General features: G+C 44.1%; 11 protein-coding genes and 2 pseudogenes. 4 read left to right on the plus strand and 9 right to left on the minus strand.

All coding sequences use genetic code 11. The annotated features are described in order from the left end of the window. From ubiA to pgi, 3 genes are all read right to left on the minus strand, one after another. Window positions 1–850 (minus strand): 4-hydroxybenzoate octaprenyltransferase (gene ubiA / locus PSI17_RS13850; protein ID WP_273552531.1); only part of this gene is annotated, 850 nt, incomplete at its 3' end. After that, window positions 837–1,394 carry a chorismate lyase gene (ubiC, locus tag PSI17_RS13855; protein ID WP_273552532.1) on the minus strand — a complete coding sequence of 186 codons (558 nt, stop codon included), beginning with the start codon at window positions 1,392–1,394 and terminating at the stop codon, window positions 837–839. The genes ubiC and ubiA, both read right to left, overlap by 14 nt. A gap of 283 nt (window positions 1,395–1,677) precedes the next feature. Then, on the minus strand, window positions 1,678–3,324 hold the full coding sequence (pgi, locus tag PSI17_RS13860) for a glucose-6-phosphate isomerase (RefSeq protein ID WP_273552533.1): 1,647 nt from the start codon (window positions 3,322–3,324) through the stop codon (window positions 1,678–1,680). 277 nt (window positions 3,325–3,601) lie between these two features. On the opposite strand from pgi, the gene lysC reads away from it, so the two are divergent. Next, a complete protein-coding gene (lysC, locus tag PSI17_RS13865) occupies window positions 3,602–4,975 on the plus strand; it encodes a lysine-sensitive aspartokinase 3 (protein ID WP_273552534.1) in 1,374 nt (457 codons plus the stop codon). A 116-nt stretch (window positions 4,976–5,091) separates the two neighbouring features. On the opposite strand, the gene nadS is transcribed toward lysC, so the two are convergent. Both nadS and PSI17_RS13875 read right to left on the minus strand, forming a co-directional pair. Further along, window positions 5,092–5,376 (minus strand): NadS family protein, encoded by a 285-nt coding sequence (nadS, locus tag PSI17_RS13870; protein ID WP_273552535.1) that lies wholly within the window; start codon window positions 5,374–5,376, stop codon window positions 5,092–5,094. A 1-nt stretch (window position 5,377) separates the two neighbouring features. Further along, window positions 5,378–5,709: pseudogene (locus PSI17_RS13875) on the minus strand (type II toxin-antitoxin system RelE/ParE family toxin). Between the two features lie 233 nt (window positions 5,710–5,942). Here PSI17_RS13875 and iclR point away from each other — a divergent pair. From iclR to PSI17_RS13890, 3 genes and pseudogenes are all read left to right on the plus strand, one after another. Continuing rightward, a complete protein-coding gene (gene iclR, locus PSI17_RS13880; protein ID WP_273552536.1) occupies window positions 5,943–6,773 on the plus strand; it encodes a glyoxylate bypass operon transcriptional repressor IclR in 831 nt (276 codons plus the stop codon). A 320-nt stretch (window positions 6,774–7,093) separates the two neighbouring features. Then, window positions 7,094–8,156 (plus strand): annotated as a pseudogene (locus PSI17_RS13885) (dihydroxy-acid dehydratase domain-containing protein); the annotation flags it as partial. A gap of 52 nt (window positions 8,157–8,208) precedes the next feature. Beyond that, a complete protein-coding gene (locus tag PSI17_RS13890) occupies window positions 8,209–8,850 on the plus strand; it encodes a bifunctional 4-hydroxy-2-oxoglutarate aldolase/2-dehydro-3-deoxy-phosphogluconate aldolase (protein ID WP_273552537.1) in 642 nt (213 codons plus the stop codon). Window positions 8,851–8,934: 84 nt separating this feature from the next. Here the strand turns inward: PSI17_RS13890 and aceK are convergent, their stop codons facing one another. From aceK to metA, 4 genes are all read right to left on the minus strand, one after another. After that, window positions 8,935–10,665, minus strand: a complete 1,731-nt coding sequence (gene aceK / locus PSI17_RS13895; RefSeq protein WP_273552538.1) for a bifunctional isocitrate dehydrogenase kinase/phosphatase — start codon at window positions 10,663–10,665, stop codon at window positions 8,935–8,937. 84 nt (window positions 10,666–10,749) lie between these two features. Further along, window positions 10,750–12,057, minus strand: coding sequence for an isocitrate lyase (gene aceA, locus PSI17_RS13900; protein ID WP_273552539.1), 1,308 nt, complete (start codon window positions 12,055–12,057; stop codon window positions 10,750–10,752). A gap of 57 nt (window positions 12,058–12,114) precedes the next feature. Next, window positions 12,115–13,713: a malate synthase A gene (gene aceB, locus PSI17_RS13905; RefSeq protein WP_273552541.1), complete on the minus strand. Its 1,599-nt coding sequence runs from the start codon at window positions 13,711–13,713 to the stop codon at window positions 12,115–12,117. 309 nt (window positions 13,714–14,022) lie between these two features. Beyond that, window positions 14,023–14,952 carry a homoserine O-acetyltransferase MetA gene (metA, locus tag PSI17_RS13910; protein WP_273552540.1) on the minus strand — a complete coding sequence of 310 codons (930 nt, stop codon included), beginning with the start codon at window positions 14,950–14,952 and terminating at the stop codon, window positions 14,023–14,025. Window positions 14,953–15,513: the final 561 nt, after the last annotated feature.

Here is a 15,513-nt window from a genome sequence, read left to right on the forward strand (position 1 = left end):
TATAGCTGAAAAAGATACCGAGGAACAGAACAAGACCGACATAATTATTGTTCATAAACGCTTGAAAACAGGCGGATCGCTCCCGATTTATGATCAGTTTCTGCTGAAAAACGAATAGTGCGGTCGCCAACAATACCGTCCAATAATATATTCCCCCCAGATTCACCACCCTGCCAACGAAAACTAAAATACCCAGCATGATGAATTGCAGAATACCAATGATCAGTTTATCAAAGCGCCCAAAAAGCACGGCGGTCGATTTTACGCCGATCCTCAGGTCATCGTCACGATCAACCATGGCATACTGGGTATCATAAATCACAGACCAGATGATGTTAGCTAAAAATAATAGCCAGCATTCTAAAGGTAAGGACTCACTTACTGCGGCAAACGCCATCGGAATTGACCAGCCGTAAGCAGCACCCAATACAACTTGTGGCAGATGGCTGACACGCTTAACAAACGGGTAAATCCACGCCAGTGCCAAACCAACGACCGACAGTGCAATCGTCATTTTATTCAGTGTCAAAACCAGCGCGAAAGAGATGAGTACCAGTGTGGCAAACAAGATTTTGCTTTCTTTTTCGGTGATGTCACCACTAGGCAGAGGACGAGATTTTGTCCGTTCTACATACCCATCAAATTTTCTGTCTGCGAAATCATTAATGCAGCATCCCGCAGCGCGCATGAAAAATACGCCGACAGTAAAGACGATCAGTACGTGCAAATCCGGCAGATCTTTTGCGGCGATCCACAATGCCCAATATGTTGGCCATAATAGTAATAATGCGCCAATGGGTTTATCGATACGCATTAAACGGCAATAAGCACGCCATTTAGTTTGCGTCATACAGACCTTCAATCTCTTTCTCCCTTTTCATTTTATTGATCTTATATGCTGGTGATTCCGGTAGAAAAACCTCTGTGAGTAGCAGTGGTTTGCCCGACAACCTCAATAAAGAACGACGTGCCCAACGATCCCCCTGCTGACCTATTTGAATATAATCCCGCGTTAGATTATTACCACTAAAAAGATAACGTCCAAGTGGCACAGTGCCTACATCAACCAATTTTTTATCTGGGCCAGTGAGTGTTTCCTCTGGAATAAGGGTACGCCCCAAAAGCCACGGGACATTATCCCCATACAGGACAATTTCACGTAGCCAGTACTTTTCACTTACAGGTAAGTGCTGACTTTCATCACCTAACTGTTCCAACGTAATAAAGCCTTCCCGAAAAGGAGCAACCGATACATGCTGACAATGTTGTTCAAAACGGCGTGTCATTGAACCGACTTCCATCAGCCAATCTAAAATAGATTCAGGAATAAAGTCAGTCTCACTTGCCGATAACCAGTGGATGGAAGTTGGGGTTAATATTGTGTCATCTGCCATGTCATTTTCCCATTGCGGGGAATATCAATTTCCCCGACAGCACAACGAATGGGGAGTGAGGATATCATGTTGCAGACTAATAAAATAAAAAGTTGGTAACAAATTATGTAAATCACAAAAAACTCACCTTAATAACAACACGTATACCCCGGAAACTTCAAATCACAGCCCGCAAGATGAAAGCTGCTGATTATCTCCCCGCAGCGCAGGGAGATAATCAATGCCTCTTAAAATGCAGCGAGCCTATTAAGGTGAGGAGAAATTAAATCATGGGGAACTCAGATTAACGCCATTCTTTGAACCGGTTAATCAGGCCATTTGTCGAGCTGTCATGGCCAGTTACCGCTTCAGCATCATGCAGTTCAGGCAGAATACGGTTCGCCAATTGTTTGCCCAGTTCTACGCCCCATTGGTCAAATGAGAAAATATTCAAAATCGCCCCCTGAGCAAAGATCTTATGTTCATACATGGCAATTAATGCCCCCAAACTGAATGGGGTAATTTCACGCAATAAAATGGAGTTAGTTGGACGGTTACCTTCAAACACTTTGAATGGCACAATATTCGCCACGTCTTGGGCATTTTTTCCGGCTGCCGCAAATTCAGCTTCCACCTGCGCCTGTGTTTTACCAAATGCCAGCGCTTCCGTTTGTGCAAAGAAGTTAGATAGCAGTTTGCCATGATGATCGCTAACCGGATTATGGCTAATTGCCGGTGCAATAAAATCGCACGGGATCAGTTTAGTTCCCTGATGGATAAGCTGGTAGAAAGCATGCTGGCCATTAGTGCCGGGTTCACCCCAGATAATCGGCCCGGTCTGGTAATTCACCGGATTGCCATTCCGATCGATGTATTTACCATTTGATTCCATGTTGCCTTGTTGGAAATAGGCGGCAAAACGGTGCATATATTGATCATAAGGCAGAATCGCTTCAGTTTCCGCACCAAAGAAATTGTTGTACCAGATGCCGATCAGTGCCAGCAAAACAGGAAGGTTTTGTTCAAAAGTAGTCTGCTCAAAGTGGTTATCCATGGCATGGGCGCCACTCAGCAACTGTTCGAAATTGTCATAACCGATAGAAAGTACAATGGATAAGCCAATGGCAGACCAAAGCGAATAACGGCCGCCTACCCAATCCCAAAACTCAAACATGTTTTGTGGATCGATACCGAATTTGGTGACTTCCGGTTCATTGGTGGATAATGCTGCAAAATGTTTCGCGATATGTGCTTCATCAACGGCACGTTGCAGGAACCAATGACGGGCAGAATGTGCATTGGTCATGGTTTCTTGCGTGGTAAATGTCTTGGAAGCAATCAAAAATAAGGTGGTTTCTGGATCTAAGGTTTTGAGTGTTTCGGCAATGTGGGTTCCATCAACATTGGAAACAAAATGCATATTCAGGTGATTTTTATACGCTTTCAGGGCTTCTGTCACCATATAAGGGCCAAGATCAGAACCGCCAATGCCTATATTCACGACATCGGTAATCGCTTTGCCCGTATAGCCTTTCCACTCGCCACAGATGATGCGTTCACTGAATGATTTCATTTTCGCCAGCACCGCATTGACTTGCGGCATCACATCTTCCCCATCCACCATAATCGGGGTATTACTACGGTTACGCAGGGCAATATGCAGCACAGCACGATCTTCAGTACGATTGATCTTTTCCCCAGAGAACAGACTGCGAATGGCACTGGCTAAATCGGTTTCCTGCGCCAATGCCTGTAACTTCTCCAGTGTTTCTGCGGTAATGCGGTTTTTGGCGTAATCCACCAGGATCTGCTGATCAAATGTCGCAGAGAATGCCGTAAACCGTTCTTTGTCCTGTTCAAACAGATCCCGCAAATGCACATCTTTCATTTGCTCAAAATGCTGTTGTAATGCTTTCCAAGCTTCGGTCTGGCTAGGGTTGATGTTTTTCATGAATAATGCTCTCTATCAACGGTCAATAAACAATAGGAATGCACAGATTGTAACGATTTAATGCTGTGATGAGTCTCCCTTTCCTTGTACTTACTGATATTGGTCAAAATAGCCCGTGATTTCCAGCCTTAATTGTGAAGATAGGCAAAAACGATAATCTCATTGCCATCATGAAAATTATTTATGCTTCATCGTCAAACATTGACTCAGTGCGCCTAACCCGATATTTCTAACAGCCGACTCTCCGAACGATTCTCCAAACAAAAGGTTATCATTCATGTGTGCTGTTTCATCTCCTAACTCGCAATATGTTGTAGCAAAATTTGGTGGTACTAGTGTGGCAGACTTTGACGCCATGAGTCATTGCGCCGATATTATTTTGGCAAACGCCCATGTCCGGGTGGTCGTTCTGTCAGCTTCTGCTGGCGTAACCAATTTGCTGGTTGCCTTGGCGGCTGGCTGCAATAGTGATAAGCGGGAGAGCTGCCTGAAACAAATCCGTGACATTCAGTACGCCATTATTGACCGCTTGAATGAAGTTAATGTACTCCGTGAGGAAATTGACCGCCTGTTGGAAAATATTGATATGCTGTCAGAAGCCGCTTCGCTTGCCACTTCAGACGCTCTGACTGATGAATTGGTTAGCCACGGTGAAATCATGTCCACTTTATTGTTTGTGGAGTTGTTACGACAACGCCATACCAATGCCGAATGGTTTGATATCCGCCGGATCATGCGCACCAATGATAACTTTGGGCGGGCAGAGCCAGATATTCTCCAGCTCCACACTTTGGCAATGGAACACCTCTATTCCCGCCTGAACGATACCCTCGTCATCACCCAAGGTTTTATTGGCCGGGAAGAGAAAGGCCGCACCACCACGCTGGGACGAGGTGGCAGTGATTACACCGCAGCCTTACTCGGTGAAGCGCTTGGTTTACAACGTGTTGATATCTGGACAGATGTTCCGGGCATTTACACCACCGATCCCCGTATTGTTCCGGCGGCTAAACGCATCAATAAAATTGCCTTTGATGAAGCGGCAGAAATGGCGACATTCGGCGCCAAAATTCTCCACCCCGCCACACTGCTACCGGCTGTTCGCTGCGGAATTCCGGTATTTGTCGGCTCCAGCAAAGATCCACAGGCAGGCGGTACAGTGGTTTGTGATAAAACAGAAAATCCCCCGCTGTTTCGCGCATTAGCCTTGCGCCGCAAACAAACTTTGCTGACTCTGCATAGTCTGAACATGCTGCATGCAAGAGGTTTTCTGGCAGAAGTGTTTACCCTACTGTCACACCATAATATTTCGGTGGATTTGATTACCACCTCCGAAGTCAGCATCGCCCTGACGCTGGATACCACAGGTTCTACCAGTACCAATGGCAGCCTGCTGACCAATGCGTTACTCACTGAACTTTCTACGTTATGCCGTGTGGAAGTCGAAGAAGATATGGCACTGGTGGCGATTATCGGCAATGAACTTTCACGGGCAAAAGGATTGGGAAAAGGGATTTTTGGCGTGTTGGAGTCCTTTAATATCCGCATGATAAGCTGCGGCGCAAGCAGCCATAATGTCTGCCTGCTCGTTCCGGGTAAAGATGCAGAACAGGTCATTCAGACATTGCATCAGAGTTTGTTTGGGGGATGAAAAGCAAATTCAACATCGATTGCGCGAGAAAGACCCGCATGAAGAGCTGTCTCTTGGTCACATCTTAGAGATCAAGAGACAAGTATATATGGGAATGAACCGTCTCACGCAAAATATTAATGTGTCGCCAGCGCCTTAAAAAAACTCGGGTCGTCTTGGATGATCGCCAGCACCTTTGCCGCCAGACCTGTCGGGTTTCGACGCTTCTGCTCCCAGCTTTTAATGGTATCGAGGCTAGTGCCTAATGCAGCCGCCATCTCTGCCTGTGAAATGTTAAGCTGTGCACGAATGGCTTTTACGTCAGCAACTTCGTAGCGGGTGACTCGATCTGGTGATTTGGCACCATTTTTTATGTCTACTGCTTCTTCGAGAGAAGCTTTTAATTCGTCAAAGAAAGTCATATTACACCTCACCTTTCAGTAAATTAGTCAGTTTTCTCAGTGCTATTTTCTCGGCATCCGTTAAGCTATCTTTCGTATTTTTCGGATAGGCCATCACCAAATAAATAATATCTTCGGTCGCAAGAAAATAGATCACTCTGGCACTACCGCTTTTCCCCTGTGAGCCTGTTGCCATCCTGAATTTGCGCAGCCCCCTGTACCACGTATCAGATCACCTTTATCTGGTGATTCAATAAGTTCCCGCTGCAATTCTTTAAGCTCATCATCCGTGGCGATCTGTTTTATCTGCCGGGTGAACATCGGGGTTTCAATAAACTCTATCGCATAACTCACGGGCAAACCTCCCTTATAATAGAGTACATTGCACTCAATTGTGATGAAATAACCAGCGCTCATTAAAAATTGACGAAACACTCCTATGCCATGTCTTTAAATTCTCACGACCAACACATCGGATGTGTTTTTCCCCTCGTTATCATCCATAATAAGAAAACGAAAATAAATTCCATTTTGTGTCCATCACAGCTACCGTTGCTACAAACAAACGATTATTCAGAGGGCATCTTATGAACACAGCCGTTGCCAGCAAACGTACAAAAAAAACGAAAATAACAGTAAACGGTGCCGCTGCAAGCGGTCAGGTTCAATCTTTAAGCCGAGGCCTGACACTTTTGGAATACATTTCCGATTCGCCTGTTGGTGTTGCCCTGACCGATCTGGCGATCCAATCCGGTCTGCCTAACTCCACCACCCATCGCCTTTTGACTACCTTGCAGCAACATGGTTTTGTTCGCCAAATAGGCGATTTAGGGTTATGGGTGATCGCTTCCCATGCTTTTGTCGTTGGCAGCAGCTTCTTACAAAGCCGTAATCTGATGGTATTAGTTCATCCTATATTACGTCAGTTAATGGAAGACTCCGGTGAAACCGTTAACCTTGCCATCCTTAATCTTGATGAATATGAAGCCGTGATTGTCGATCAAGTGCAATGCAATGCGCTGATGAGAATGTCCGCACCCATTGGAAGCAAACTCCCGATGCACGCTTCCGGCGCGGGTAAAGCCCTGCTTGCGACGCTGCCTGAACAAAAACGCCTCCAATTGCTGCATAAAAAAGGCATGCATACTTATACCCAACATACTTGTACCACCGCCGCCGCATTAACAGAAAACCTCGAACAGATCCGCAAGCAAGGTTTTTCATTTGATGATGAAGAACATGCGTTAGGATTACGCTGTATTGCTGCCTGTATCTATGATGAACATCATGAAGCCTTTGCCGCTATTTCTATTTCCGGTCCAGTATCGCGTATCTCTGATGAGCGTGTTACTGAACTTGGCGCCCTGGTTATGCGCGCGGCAAAAGCCATTAACCGAGAATACGGTGGAATTAAGTGATTTTGCCAGAATGCCATTCAAACAGTGGATTTATTGGTAAGCTGTTACGTTTCAGCTTTAAAAATTGATGTAGATCACAGATAAATAGTGTGGTTGGCGAAAGTTGATTGCATCCTTTAATTATTGCATTAACAATGTTACCGGTAACAATAAAGCCATAGTCACATACCATTGTGGTGTCGGGAGCAATTATCATGACAATAAACCAGAACAGTACAGCCACCAACGAAACCGTCGCGCGCATTACACAACGTATCATTGAACGTTCAACAGAGACTCGACGCCAATATTTAGCTCGTATTGATGCCGATCGTTCAAAAACCGTCCATCGCGCGCAACTGGCCTGCGGTAATCTGGCTCATGGGCTTGCTGCCTGTCAGGGTGATGAAAAAATTGCATTGAAGAATATGGCACATAATGACATCGCCATTATCACCTCTTACAACGATATGCTCTCCGCCCACAAGCCTTATGAAGACTACCCACAAAAGTTAAAAAATTCTCTGCGGGCTGTGGGGGCTGTCGGTCAGGTTGCCGGCGGGGTCCCCGCCATGTGCGATGGCGTAACACAAGGCCAGGATGGTATGGAGTTATCCCTCCTTAGCCGTGATGTTATTGCCATGTCAGCGGCTGTTGGGCTTTCTCATAATATGTTTGATGGTGCCCTGTATCTGGGCATTTGTGACAAGATTGTGCCGGGATTGGTGATGGCTGCCCTGTCATTTGGTCACCTGCCCGCTGTTTTTATTCCCGCAGGGCCAATGACCAGTGGTTTGCCAAACAAAGAAAAAGTTCGCGTTCGCCAACTTGTTCGAGCGGCATGGCGGCACAAAAGTCATGACCGGAAATCTTGGACGTGCAGTCATGAAAACGTCGGCAGTTCCGGCAGATAATCAAATTATCGAAGCACCCGCAGTGGTTTTTAATAGCCAGCATGATATCGTTCCCGCTTTTGAAGCTGGCAAGCTAAATCGTGACTGTGTTGTGGTTGTCCGTTATCAAGGCCCACAGGCTAATGGTATGCCAGAACTGCACAAGTTGATGCCACCGCTGGGTGTATTAATGGATCGGGGCTTTAAAGTTGCGTTAGTGACTGATGGCCGATTATCCGGCGCTTCCGGCAAAGTTCCTTCAGCCATTCATGTCGCGCCAGAAGCCAAAACAGGCGGATTATTGGCAAAAGTACACGATGGTGATGTGATCCGTGTTGATGGTCGAACCGGAGAGCTTATGCTTCTGGTCGATGAACAAGAGCTGGCACAAAGAACGCCGTACCAGCCAGATCTCAGTGAAGGGCATACTGGCTGTGGCCGTGAACTGTTTGGTGCGCTGAGAACCCAACTTTCAGGCGCAGAGCAAGGGGCGTGTTGCATTACATTTTAACAAGCGAGGGGGTTTAAATCCCTTGTGTTCGATTTAACGAGAGAAACGGCTAATGAATCATTGGAAAACCACCGCAGAAAATATTCTGACTGACGGCCCTGTCGTCCCTGTCATTGTGATCAATCAGATTGAACACGCCATTCCTTTGGCAAAAGCACTGGTTGCCGGCGGAATTCGTGTCTTGGAAGTGACCTTAAGAACCAAATGTGCACTGGCGGCCATTCGTCTTATCGCTCAAGAAGTTCCTGAAGCGATTATCGGTGCAGGTACTGTGATTAATCCAGAGCAACTGGCTGCGGTCACTGACGCTGGCGCTCAATTTGCCATTAGTCCGGGATTGACTGATGAGTTGTTGAAAGCGGCAGCTAGCGGTTCAATTCCTCTTATTCCGGGGATTTCCACGGTTTCTGAATTAATGCTAGGAATGAGTTACGGTTTGAACTGCTTTAAATTCTTCCCGGCAGAAGCAAATGGCGGTGTTAAGGCTCTGAAAGCCATTGCCGGCCCATTCCCGCAAGTCCGTTTCTGCCCAACGGGGGGAATTTCTCCTGAAAACTATCGTGATTATCTGGCACTGGATAGTGTTCTGTGCGTGGGTGGTTCATGGTTAGTACCCAATGATGCGTTGAAAAAAGCAGATTATGCCCAGATTACGGAATTGGCACGTATTGCTATTGCAGAAACAAGATCATAATTGTTTTATTTAAACGCCAATGCGGAAATTTATTGTTAAAAAATTTTCGCATTGAGAAAATTTTTTATCGAATATCTATCCAAATCAGTTTATTTCAATACGCTGGCTGAATCGCTGTCTACGGCGATAAGCAAAAACATCTTCTACATATCCATTCTTGATACGTTCCTGCAATGCTCGCCAATAGCCTGCTTTAAATAGATCACTGTGACTTTCTTCGAAATAACATCGAATACGTTTGTCAGTACATAAAAAATGCCGAAACTCTTCTGGAAAAACATCGTTAACAGCAACACTGTACCAAGGTTCACCAGCCAACTCATCTTCTGGATAGCGGGGCGGAGGAATATCCCGAAAGTTCACTTCGGTCATATAACAGATTTCATCATAATCGTAGAAAATCACCCTGCCATGGCGTGTAACACCAAAGTTTTTAAACAACATATCGCCGGGAAAAATATTTGCAGCGGCCAGTTGCTTAATCGCATTTCCGTATTCTTCGATCACATCCTTCAATTGCACCTCATTGACTTGCTCCATATAAATATTTAGCGGTATCATTTTACGTTCCATATAAAGATGCTTTATCAAGATTTTATCGCCCAAGTCATCTAATTTTTCCGGTATCTCTTTTTGCAATTCTGCCATTAGTTCAGGGCTGATATGGCGTTTATCAATGACAAAGTTTTCAAATTCCTGTGTATCAGCCATTCTTCCTACACGATCGTGCTCTTTTACCAAACGGTAGCACTCCTGAACGCGCTCATGGGAAACCTCTTTCTGGGGCGCGAACTTATCTTTAATCACTTTAAATACCCGATCAAATGAAGCGGAAGTAAAAACCAGCATCACCATGCCTTTCACTCCCGGCGCAATCGTAAACTGTTCTTGAGTAGAATTAATGAATGACAGATATTCACGATAGTATTCTGTCTTCCCGTGCTTCTGACAGCCTATCGCCATGTATAATTCTGCCGTGGATTTCGTAGGAAGAATTTCACGCAACCACTCAACCAGAGCCGCAGGCAAAGGGGCATAAACCATAAAATAGGAGCGGGCAAAGCCAAAAACGATGCTGGCATCATCGTGGTTGGTCAAACAGGTATCGATAAAAATACCCCCCGATTCATTGTGATGAATCGGCAACAAAAAGGGATAAACAATCGCCCCCATTCTGATTTTTCCTACCAACCACGCTGCCTTATTACGGTAAAACAATTCATTCGCAATTTGGAACGTGGACTGTAATAAATCATATCGGGAAAAGGTATTCTGTAAATATTGCGTGATATAACCAATGTCCCGCGTTAAATCTTCCCACTTAAGGCGTAATGGCAAATCATTTAAGAGGGTTTGCAGCATGGATGCGAGATTACCATTAGGCAAAAAGTCCCGTGCCAGTGGACGGGAAATATGACGAAAACGAGAGGGTGGCTGGGATGAAAATATATAGAGATTTTCTGGCCTTAAGTTACGATGTTTGAAAAAACGACAGTAAACCGAATTAAAAAAACTTTCTGCAATTTCAAAACGCGGGTAGTCAGGCAGTAAACGCGTATAAATCGCTTTGACCTCAGCAATGTAATCTTCATCATGCTGTAATGAAGAGTGAATACGCTTCAGTTGCTCCACCACCAGTCCGACATGGTGATCGTACAGGTTAATCCGCTTTTTCATCGCCTGTTGTACCGCAGGCCAATCAGCCTGCTCAAAACGTTGCTGTGCCCCAGAAGTGACTTCCAGAAATCGACCATATTGCGCATCAAATCCCTGCAAAATGGTTTGTGCAATTAAATGAGCGAGATCTATTTCCATATTTAGTCACCTTTATCCGGCACGTAAAGGGGTATTCCTTCTGGAATCCCCCAATCATTTATTATCTCTATCGATATAGTGAATTTAAAATTGCTGTTCTTCTGTCGATCCTGTTAATGCCGTAACAGAAGAACCTTCTCCCTGAATAATCGTAGTCACTTTATCAAAATATCCCGTTCCCACTTCTTGCTGATGTGAGGAGAAGGTATAACCACGATCCAGAGCAGCAAATTCTTGTTCCTGAACTTTTTCAACATAATGTTTCATTCCTTCACCACGTGCATAATCGTAAGCTAAATCAAACATGTTGAACCACATGCTATGTATGCCCGCCAGTGTGATGAACTGGAATTTATATCCCATGGCAGACAACTGCTCCTGGAAGCTGGCAATGGTTTTATCATCCAGATTCTTTTTCCAGTTAAAAGAAGGCGAACAGTTATATGCCAATAATTTGCCGGGATATTTCGCATGGATGGCTTGCGCAAAACAGCGAGCCGCTTCAATATCCGGTGTAGAAGTTTCGCACCAGACAACATCAGCGTAAGGGGCATAAGCCAGTCCGCGACTGATGGCTTGTTCAACCCCCGCCCGTGTACAATAAAATCCTTCACTGGTTCGCTCACCGGTAACGAACGCCCTGTCATACGGATCACAATCCGATGTCAGTAAATCGGCTGCATCTGCATCAGTGCGCGCAATTAACAAGGTTGGTACACCGGATACATCCGCCGCCAGCCGTGCAGCTATCAGCTTCTGAATGGCCTCTTGAGTCGGAACCAACACCTTGCCGCCCATGTGACCACATTTTTTCACCGCGGCCAGTTGGTCTTCAAAGTGAACTGCCGCAGCACCCGCTTCAATCATCGCCTTCATCAGTTCAAATGCGTTGAGTACACCACCAAACCCGGCTTCCGCATCCGCAACAATTGGCAGGAAATAGTCAATATATTCCTGACTATCTGGATCGATACCATTTGACCATTGGATCTGATCGGCACGACGGAAGCTGTTATTGATACGTTTGACTATATTAGGAACAGAATCAACTGGATACAGTGACTGATCAGGGTACATGCTCGCCGCAGTATTTGCATCCGCCGCCACTTGCCAGCCGGAAAGATAAACCGCCTCAATACCGGCTTTAGCCTGCTGAAGTGCCTGACCGCCGGTCAGCGCCCCAAGCGCATTCACATACCCTTTTTTCGAATTGCCATTCAGCAAATTCCACAACTTTTTCGCTCCCATTTGCGCCAAAGTGTGTTCAGGGTTGATCGAACCGCGCAACTTGACCACATCTTCAGCACCATACGGACGAGTCACCCCTTTCCAACGTGGTTGTTGCCATTCTTGTTCCAGTTGAGCGATTTGTTGTTTCCGGGAAATGGTCATGATGTTCTACTTCCTATTCTTGATTAATCGGATATTTTTGCCATGATTGTGTTTAAACTAGTCTAATAACTGATAACCAGGTAACGTCAGGAAATCAATTAAGTCGTCCTGAGTGGTAATTTTTTCCATCAAATCAGCAGCCTCTATAAATCGCCCTTGATTAAAGCTCTGCTCCCCGACTTCCTGTTTAATCACGTCCAGCTCTTCTTTCAACATTTCTCTGAACAGTTCCTTGGTCACTTTTTTACCATTAGAGAGTGACTTTTCATGGCGAATCCATTGCCAAATAGAAGTTCGGGAAATCTCTGCTGTCGCCGCATCTTCCATCAAGCCGTAAATAGGTACACACCCATTCCCGGAAATCCAGGCTTCTATGTATTGAACTGCAACACGAATATTGGCACGCATTCCTGCTTCGGTTCTTTCTCCCGAACAAGGTGCGAGCAATTGTTCAGCCGTAATCGCTTCGTCTTCCTCGCGCAAAACGGTTAATTGGTTTTCACGCTCGCCCAGTTTTGCGTCAAAGACCGCCATGACAATATCTGCAAGCCCTGGATGCGCGACCCATGTACCATCATGGCCGTTATTGGCTTCCAGTTCTTTATCCGCCCTGACTTTGTCCAAAACTTGCTGGTTTTGCACAGGATCTTTACTGGGAATAAATGCCGACATGCCTCCCATGGCAAATGCGCCACGTTTATGACAGGTTTTAATCAGCAAGCGAGAATAGGCACTCAAAAAAGGTTGGGTCATCGTAACGGATTGGCGATCCGGCAAAACGCGGTCAGCATGGTTTTTCAGTGTCTTGATATAACTGAAAATATAATCCCAGCGTCCACAATTTAAGCCAACGATGTGATGACGTAAGTGATACAGAATTTCATCCATCTGGAACACGGCTGGCAATGTTTCAACCAAAACCGTCGCCTTAATTGTGCCTGTTGGCAAATTGAAGCGCGACTCTGTAAAACTGAAAACATCACTCCACCACTGTGCCTCATGGTAACTCTGTATTTTTGGCAGATAAAAATAGGGGCCACTGCCTTTTTGCAGTAACTTCTGATGATTCAAATAGAAATAGAGGGCAAAATCAAACAATCCGCCAGAAATCGGTTCATTCTTGTAGAGGATGTGTTTTTCTGACAGGTGCAATCCCCTCACTCTGGCAATCAATACTGCGGGGTCGGCTTTCAACTCATAACGTTTCCCCTGCTCATTGGCATAGGAGATTGTCCCATTAACAGCATCTCGTAAGTTAATTTGCCCATTGATGACCTTATCCCATTCAGGCGCTAATGAATCTTCAAAATCTGCCATAAATACCTTCACATTTGCATTTAGGGCGTTGATGACCATCTTGCGCTCTACGGGACCCGTTATTTCAACCCGACGATCTTTGAGATCATCAGGTATCCCCTGAATTTTCCAATTCCCATCTCTAATGGAAGCAGTTTCCGAAATAAAGTCTGGTAATAAACCATTATCTATTTTTTTCTGCCAATCTACACGCACATCCAATAATTTTGTACGTCTGCCAGAAAATTCAACGATTAAATCCTCTAAAAAGCGAATAGATTCAGGTGATAACACCTGCTTCTCCGCCTCGCCAAAAGGTTTAATAAAAGTTAATTTGGTTGCTGATGCCTGCTGCATAATCTCCCCACTTTTCACTTTTAAATAGTCACTTGATTAAGACTAACCAATTCAGAAAATAAATCAAAAACCATTTCCATTATTTTACAAAGTAAAAATTAACTAAATAAAATCAAATAATTAAGATAATTCAAGGAGAAAAAAAACGGGGAAATAAATTCCAAAAAATCAGGCACAAAAATGTTAAGTTTTTGTTATGTTTGAGAAATGACGAATGACTGTCGAACAACAATACTGGTAAGAAAATTAACAAAATGAGAAATGGCTCGCTTCAGCAACTTCTCATTTTTCTCTCTGAAACTTAAACCAAGTTCAATCTAAGCTGGGATTCATAAAAGCCAGATCGTATGGCGTAATTTGGTAGACGTAATAATTTAACCAATTTGAAAAGAGTAAATGACCATGACTACGCCAAGATGCAACAGGTTTACTGTCAGGATCGTTATTCTGAAAGTAATTGACCGGCAATGCCGGCTCCAAACCAGCAGCGTGATCACGCCAATATTCAGCGGCTAGTGTCCCTGCATCATATTCAGGATGCCCTGTCACAAAAACTAATCTTTTATCTTTGCTGGCAAATAAATAAGCTCCCGCCTCTTCTGAACCGGCTAAAATGTCTAAATCTGTCTGTTCACGAATTAAATATTCAGGAAAATCAGCAAAACGCGAGTGAGGGGCAAAAAATGTTTCGTCAAATCCACGTGTTAATAATGCCAAAGGATCTAAAGTTGAATGGGAATAAACACCAGATAGTTTAATTTTTCGGGTATATTTAGGCAGGTGATAAAGAACTTTTAATGCAGCTTGAACCGCCCAACACACAAAAAGTGTTGAGGTTACGTGTTCTTTCGCCCAAGTCACTATTCTTTCAACCTCACTCCAATAAACAACATCCTCAAATTCAATGAGTCCTAAAGGGGCACCAGTCACAATCAAGCCATCGAAATTTTGATCTTTTATTGAATCAAAATCACAATAAAAGGTATCTAAATGTTCAATAGGGGTATTTTTACACTGGCGACTATCAATACGTAGCAATTGAATATCGATTTGAAGCGGTGTGTTAGATAATAGCCGAATAAACTGGCTTTCCGTTTCTATCTTCTTTGGCATTAGGTTAAGTAGCAATACTTTCAATGGACGAATATTCTGAATACTGGCCCGCGTTGAGGTCATGACAAAGATGTTTTCATTGCGAAGAGTGTTCACCGCAGGTAATTCATCTGGTACACGAATTGGCATTACTCAAAACCTCGACTATTTCAATTTGAAATTTTAGACTTCTAGATAGCTAAATTTACCCCAAAGGGAAGGGGGATGTCGAGTTATTGAACTCAAATTGAAATTATTTCATTTTATTATATAGAAAACCATAATCAGAATAAGGAAGAAAAAATAAGTTGATATCGTCACTATACTACGTGATCAATATCAACCTTTCATAAATAAAATTAAAGATAGGCAGGATTCATAACTTGATAGGTCAGACAATCTTTAAACGTCTGATAATGTTGTTCACTGAGTTGCTCAGGATAACTTAGGATATGGACAAACGGCCCTGATGACTTCTCTGTTCATGTAAAGGAAAAGCCGTATTGTAGAGTTCATTAATGAGGCCAAAAAAATGATCTTGATGATGATTGATTTTTATAAATTTTAACATTCGCTTATCATTAACTTTATATAAATCAGTGGGTTTCGTCGTTGATAAATGAAACTAACACTGAACTAAAGTTATGTCTATTGTTATCACTTTTTAAACTTCATCATCACTGGTTTTTCCAACATATTTCCAACGATAAA

It is taken from the genome of Xenorhabdus sp. IM139775, assembly GCF_028598745.1.
Classification (GTDB): domain Bacteria; phylum Pseudomonadota; class Gammaproteobacteria; order Enterobacterales; family Enterobacteriaceae; genus Xenorhabdus.